The following is a 2452-nucleotide window of genomic DNA, read 5'->3' on the forward strand; positions in this document are numbered from 1 at the left end:
ATCTCCCCCCTTGAGGGGGAGATGTCCGGTAGGACAGAGGGGGGTGTTTGCACGCCAGCAGCCCGTCATTTCGCGGGATTTATTCCGATGACAGTGGACGTTCACCCGCCCTGCTTCGTGCCGAAATCGACCTTCGGCGGCTGCATCTTGTCTTCGGCGACGGTGAAATTGGCGAAGGGCTCGTTGCCGCGGAACCAGAAGGTCGCCCACAGCACCGAGGGGAACGTCCTCAGCGTCAGATTGTAGTCCCTGACCGCCTGGATGTAATCGCGCCGCGACACCGCGATGCGGTTCTCGGTGCCTTCGAGCTGCGCCTGCAGCGCCAGGAAGTTCTGATTGGCCTTGAGGTCGGGATAGGCCTCCGAGACCGCGATCAGCCGCGACAGCGCGCTGGTCAGCCCCGCCTGGGCATCCTGAAACTTCTTGAGGGCTTCGGGATCCTTCAGCGTTTCCGGTGTTACCGTGATCTGCGTTGCCTTGGCGCGCGCCTCGACCACCGCGTCGAGCGTATCCTTTTCATGCGAGGCATAGCCCTTGACCGTCTCGACCAGGTTGGGGATGAGGTCGGCGCGGCGCTGATACTGGTTCAGCACCTCGCTCCATGCCGCCCTGGCATTTTCTTCCGCCGTCGGGATGGTGTTATAGCCGCAGCCTGCAAGCAGCGGCAACACGATCGCCATCATCAGGAAGGCGGGCAGCGTGCGGAACGTGGACGGCAAGGCAAGGCGCTGGGCAAACATGATGGGGGTCCCTCGGTAGAAGTTGCACGCGAAGCATTACCACAATCAGCGCGCAAGAAAACCGCCCGCGCCGGCAGCCCCTCGCCTGGCACGCCCGGTGCCGCTGCAAGGCTCTGTGATTGGCCGTGCGAACGCGATAAGGTCCGGCAAAACGGGACATCATCATGGCGGAACGCCAGGACAGCGACAAGGAATCGCGCCGTATCCTCGAGCGCATTGCGCGCGAGACGGATCCGGCCGGCAACTCGTTTGTAGCGCGGGCAGCGAAAGGCATGCACGATCACGTCATCGCGGCCGATGCCGATCGTGCCGATCCGATCGAAGTCTGGGGCACCCGCTTTGGCCGCACGCTGGGCCTGCTGCTGGCGCTGGGCCTGATGGTCTGGCTCGTGCTTTACGTCATCCGGGGCAGTTAGGAATCAAACGACAATGAGCGCCGAACAAACCGACGCGCCGCGTGCGGTCATCGTCATTTCCAGCCATGTCGCGCGTGGCTCGGTCGGCAACCGTGCTGCCGTCTTTGCGCTGGAGACCCTGGGTTTCCCGGTCTGGGCGGTGCCGACCGTCATCTTGCCCTGGCATCCCGGCCATGGGCGCGCGACGCGCATCGTGCCGCCGCTCGACGAGTTCAAGGCTCTGATGGCCGATCTCGAGCGGGCGCCATGGCTGGGTGAGGTCGGCGCCGTGCTGTCCGGCTATCTCGGCGAGGCGGGCCAGGCCGAGGCCGTCGCCTCGCTGGTCGCCGCGGTCAAGGCAAGGACGCCCGGCGCCGTCTATATCTGCGATCCGGTGATGGGTGATTCGGGCGGCCTCTATGTGCCCGAACCGACCGCCATCGCCATGCGCGACCGGCTGATGCCGATCGCCGACATAGCCACCCCTAACCGCTACGAACTGGAATGGATGGCCGGCGCCGCGTTGCCAGACATGAAATCGGTGATCGCGGCGGCGCTGCACGCCGGACCATCGACCATGCTGGTCACCTCGGCGCCGTCGATGATGACGGGCGGCACCGGCAACCTCCTGCTCGATAACAGCCAGGCGCTGCTCGCCGAACATCGCCTGATCGACAAGCCGCCGAATGGCCTGGGCGATCTGACGGCGGCCGTTTACCTGGCACGCATCCTGTCCGGCCAGCCACCGATCAAGGCGCTGCAATCGACGACGGCGGCGGTCTACGAGATCCTGGCACGCACCGCCAAGCGCGGCGGCGACGAACTGCAGCTCGAAACCGATGCGCAGAGCCTGTCGCATCCGATGGCGATGGTCCAGCTTCGCCACCTCACACATCCAGGGCGGGGCCGCCGGGCGTGACATCGACTGAGGCCGTACTTGTCGGCGTCGATGGCTGCAAGGCCGGCTGGATCGCCGTCCGACGAACTTTTGGCATGGCACCGTCGGTCGGTGTCTTTGCAACCTTCACTGCCCTGCTCGCATCCCTTCCCGAAGACGCTGTCATCGCCGTCGACATGCCGATCGGCCTGCCCGGCTTTTCGGGCAAGGGCGGTCGCGGCCCCGAAGCGCTGGTGCGGCCGCTGCTCGGGGCACGCCAGTCCAGTGTCTTCTCGATCCCGTCCCGTGCCGCGCTCTATGCCGACACCAACGGCTTCACCACCATCGAAGCCTGGTATGCCGCGCACGTCAGGGCAAGCGCGGTGGCCCTGACCACATCCGATCCGCCGCGCTTGCCCTGACGTGCGCGGCATACCAGG

The 2452-nt window shown here is 65.7% G+C and carries 3 protein-coding genes and 1 pseudogene; 3 read left to right on the forward strand and 1 reads right to left on the reverse strand.

All coding sequences use genetic code 11. From position 1 onward, the window contains the following. Positions 1–101: 101 nt before the first annotated feature. Positions 102–740: a LemA family protein gene (locus tag ENZ74_RS29100; RefSeq protein WP_024504707.1), complete on the reverse strand. Its 639-nt coding sequence runs from the start codon at positions 738–740 to the stop codon at positions 102–104. A 164-nt stretch (positions 741–904) separates the two neighbouring features. Here ENZ74_RS29100 and ENZ74_RS29105 point away from each other — a divergent pair, with 164 nt between their 5' ends. The 3 genes and pseudogenes from ENZ74_RS29105 to ENZ74_RS29115 form a co-directional block, all read left to right on the forward strand. Further along, positions 905–1156 carry a hypothetical protein gene (locus ENZ74_RS29105; protein ID WP_063169474.1) on the forward strand — a complete coding sequence of 84 codons (252 nt, stop codon included), beginning with the start codon at positions 905–907 and terminating at the stop codon, positions 1154–1156. Positions 1157–1169: 13 nt separating this feature from the next. After that, positions 1170–2054, forward strand: a complete 885-nt coding sequence (pdxY, locus tag ENZ74_RS29110; protein WP_063169475.1) for a pyridoxal kinase PdxY — start codon at positions 1170–1172, stop codon at positions 2052–2054. Then, a pseudogene (locus ENZ74_RS29115) lies at positions 2051–2422 on the forward strand (DUF429 domain-containing protein); the annotation flags it as partial. The gene pdxY and the pseudogene ENZ74_RS29115, both read left to right, overlap by 4 nt. Positions 2423–2452: the final 30 nt, after the last annotated feature.

Source organism: Mesorhizobium sp. M7A.F.Ca.CA.002.15.2.1 (genome assembly GCF_003998715.1).
Classification (GTDB): Bacteria; Pseudomonadota; Alphaproteobacteria; order Rhizobiales; family Rhizobiaceae; genus Mesorhizobium; species Mesorhizobium ciceri.

Bases quoted from the DNA above. Each gene is read 5' to 3' on its own strand.
- ENZ74_RS29100 (WP_024504707.1), bottom strand. From the start codon at position 740: ATGTTTGCCCAGCGCCTTGCCTTGCCGTCCACGTTCCGCACGCTGCCC.
- ENZ74_RS29105 (WP_063169474.1), top strand. From the start codon at position 905: ATGGCGGAACGCCAGGACAGCGACAAGGAATCGCGCCGTATCCTCGAG.
- pdxY (WP_063169475.1), top strand. From the start codon at position 1,170: ATGAGCGCCGAACAAACCGACGCGCCGCGTGCGGTCATCGTCATTTCC.